Source organism: Pseudomonas agronomica (assembly GCF_025917275.1).
Classification (GTDB): Bacteria; Pseudomonadota; Gammaproteobacteria; order Pseudomonadales; family Pseudomonadaceae; genus Aquipseudomonas; species Aquipseudomonas agronomica.
This window is the reverse complement of sequence record NZ_JAOSHO010000635.1, coordinates 1-2,494: the sequence shown is the minus strand read 5'-3', so window position 1 is coordinate 2,494 and position 2,494 is coordinate 1. Positions and strand designations below refer to the sequence as shown.

General features: G+C 64.0%; 1 protein-coding gene. It reads right to left on the bottom strand.

Annotated elements, in window-relative coordinates; all coding sequences use genetic code 11:
* Window positions 1-68: 68 nt before the first annotated feature.
* A complete protein-coding gene (locus OC610_RS25515) occupies window positions 69-2,432 on the bottom strand; it encodes a DNA polymerase II (RefSeq protein ID WP_264431795.1) in 2,364 nt (787 codons plus the stop codon).
* Window positions 2,433-2,494: the final 62 nt, after the last annotated feature.

Below are 2,494 nucleotides of genomic sequence, written 5' to 3'. Positions count from 1 at the left end.
AGAGGCCAGCGGGAGCAGGGTTCCTCACCACAAGGAGCGTTCCCCCCGGGCCAATCACTCAAAGGCAATCAGAACAACCCCATCTGCCCACCAATCAACGTCGAAAAATCATCCTCCACAAACGGCAGGATCGCGTCCGCCACCGGCTGTAGCTGCTTGGTCACGTAATGGTCGTAATCGATGGGCGCGCTGCGGGTTTCCAGCGGCTCGGGGCCAGCGACGGTGATCACGTAGCTGATCCAGCCGCCGTTCTGATACTGCCGAGGCCGGCCCTGGCGCTCGTTGAACTCGTCGGCGAGCCGCGCGGCCCGTACGTGGGGCGGCACGTTGCGTTCGTAATCATCCAGGGGACGGCGCAGGCGCTTGCGGTAGACCAGGCGTTCATCGAACGTGCCGGCCAGCGTCAGGCGCACATAATCGCGCACGTAATCCTGATAGGGCTGGCGATGAAAGATCCGTTCGTACAGCTCCTGCTGGAACTGGCGGGCCAAGGGCGACCAGTCGGTGCGCACGGTTTCCAGGCCCTTGTAGATGATTTCGTCGCTGCCGTCGGCACGGCTCACCAGGCCGGCATAACGTTTCTTGCTGCCCTCCTCCGCGCCACGAATGGTTGGCATCAGGAAACGCTTGAAATGGGTTTCGAATTGCAGCTCCAGCGCGCTTTCCAGGCCAAACTCATCACGTACCTGTTCACGCCACCACTGGTTGACGTACGCCACCAGTTCCCGGCCGATGCCCGCCGCCTCCTCCTGGCCGTGGGCCCGGCGCAACCAGACAAACGTCGAATCGGTGTCGCCGTAGATCACCACATGCCCGCGGGCTTCGATCAGTTGCCGGGTGCGCTGCATGATCTGATGACCGCGCAGGGTGATGGACGACGCGAGGCGCGGGTCGAAGAAGCGACAGCCACTCGAGCCGAGCACGCCATAAAACGCGTTCATGATGATTTTCAGCGCCTGGGACAGCGGCGCATTGTGTTCGCGCTTGGCGGTCTCCCGGCCTTCAGCGACGCGCGCGACGATGGCCGGCAGGCAGTGCCGTGTACGGGAGAACCGCGCCCCGCGAAAGCCTGGGACCGATGCCTGGTCCTCTGGATGGCGCAGGCCTTCGATCAGTCCCACCGGGTCGATGAGGAAGGTGCGGATGATCGACGGATACAGGCTCTTGTAGTCGAGCACCAGCACCGACTCGTAGAGCCCCGGCTGGGAATCCATGACAAACCCGCCAGGGCTGGCCTCGGGCGGACGCTGGCCGAGGTTAGGCGCGACAAAACCCTGGCGATGCATGAGCGGCATGTAGAGGTGTGTGAACGCCGCCACCGAGCCCCCGCTGCGGTCCGCCGGCAGGCCCGTGACGCTGGCGCGTTCCAGCAGGAACTCGAGCAGGTCGGTCTTGGCGAAGATTCGCGTCACCAACTCGCAGTCCTTGAGGTTGTAACGGGCCAGGGCCGGCTTGTCCTCGGCAAACATACGGTTGATCTCGTCCATGCGCTGGTATGGGTTGTCGATGGACTTGCCTTCGCCCAACAGGGTTTGCGCAACGTTTTCCAGGCTGAACGACGGAAAACTCCAGGTCGCCGAGCGCAAGGATTCGATCCCGTCGATGATCAACCGCCCGGCCGCCGACGCGAAAAAATGGTTGTTGCGCGCACCATGCTCGCGCCATTGCATTTCCTCCCCGCCGCGCCCCAGGCGCAGCGGCACGGCCAGCCGGCGGGCATGTTCATGCAGCACGCGCAAATCGAACTGGACCAGATTCCAGCCGATGATCGCGTCAGGGTCGAAACGGGCGAACCACTCGTTGAGCTTTTTCAACAGCAGCGCGCGGGAGTCGCAGTATTCCAGCTGAAAATCCACGTCGCGATCATCGCCATTCGGCGACCCGAGCATGTAGACCTGGCGTTCGCCGCAGCCTTCCAGGGCAATGGAATACAATTCGCCCTGGGCGGTTGTTTCGATGTCGAGGGACACCAGCCGCAGCGGCGGCCGATATTCGGGTGCCGGTTTCATCTGGGTGTCGAGCAACAGGCCGCCAGCCGATGGCGTGCCGCCGAACCAGACCGGGGCGGTGATGAAGCGCTCCATCAGGTAGCGCTCCGGGGGGCGGATGTCGGCTTCGAATACTTCGACGCCGGCGCGCCGCAGTGTGGTGTCCAGGCGCATCAGTTGCGCATGCTGCCGGCAGTACAGGCCCAGCACCGGGCGATGCTCGAAATCCAGCAGGTCCAGGGGACGCAGTTCGACGTCCTTTTCCCCTTGCAACAACGCCTCGACCTGGCCGCGCTGGACCTGCGGCACGAACGCCACCGAGGGCTGCACCGGCAGGCGCACGCGCCGGGGGCCGGCATCGGTTGCCAGCCAGAACTCGACTTCGGTGCCCGCCGGGGTGTCGCGCCAATGCCGGGTCAGGACGAAGCCCTGCTGTAGATTCACCGCTGAAACCTCGAAACTTGCATGTCACGCATTCTACCCGTGGCGAGGGGATTTATCCCCGC